The organism is Rahnella sp. P4_A8, from assembly GCF_056402435.1.
Window position 1 is genome coordinate 1 of the sequence record NZ_JBFUHK010000314.1, and the last position, 803, is coordinate 803.

At 30.3% G+C, this 803-nt stretch carries 2 protein-coding genes; both read left to right on the forward strand.

Features of this window, described 5'->3' with window-relative positions; translation table 11 throughout:
- Window positions 1-389, forward strand: a 389-nt coding sequence (locus tag AC1DUO_RS25670; RefSeq protein ID WP_477989534.1) for a S24/S26 family peptidase, incomplete at its 5' end; no start/stop codon positions are given.
- A 7-nt stretch (window positions 390-396) separates the two neighbouring features.
- Window positions 397-803, forward strand: a 407-nt coding sequence (locus tag AC1DUO_RS25675) for a hypothetical protein (RefSeq protein ID WP_477989536.1), incomplete at its 3' end; no start/stop codon positions are given.

Sequence of the window (803 nt, forward strand, 5' to 3'; positions counted from 1 at the left end):
CTTTAGAATGGCTCATTAGCGGTAAAGGGGTGCCTTTTGAGAATTCGAATATAGATGTATTGAAAGTCCCTAAAGTCAGACTTATGGAAAATAAAATATTTGATGCTGGATATTATTTCTTCGACAAAGCATTTATCTCTAATGAGCTTAAAGAACCTTTAGTAGTTATAGATAGTGAAACTGAGACAACATACATTTCTGAAAAGAATAATAGAAGCGTCACTGATGGGATTTGGTTGCTCGAAGTAGAAGGAGATATAAGCATTAGAAATTTAACAAAATTACCTGGTGGCAGAATCAGAATTTCTAAGAACAATACCCAGTTTGATTGCGAATATTCAGATGTCAAACTACTTGCCTTATTAAAATACACTTTCAAGAAAATATGAGGTCAAAGTGTCACAGCCCAACAATAATATTAATTTAGAAAAAAAGTCTATTTCTGAAAAAGTTGTTGAATTACTCATTTTCGTCGATAATGAGAATCCTTTATGCAAAACCGAATCCTCATTTAATTCATTGTTACAATCGAATTCCGATATAACCATAGCTAACAAAAGTAGCTTAAAATACAAAAACTTTACTTTTAAATATATACTGAAATCAGACACCATTGATAAAAAAAATGAAAAAGGAAAATTTTTTAATATCAAAATAATTTTAGATGATATCACAGATGAAAAAATTGAGTGCTTTTCAGAGCTAATTAGGCAGTTGAAAAGTATTTTCACTACGGTGTTGAACCAATTACCTCAAACTCTGTGGGATGATATTAGTTACTATTATTCAATTCAAGCTTATCC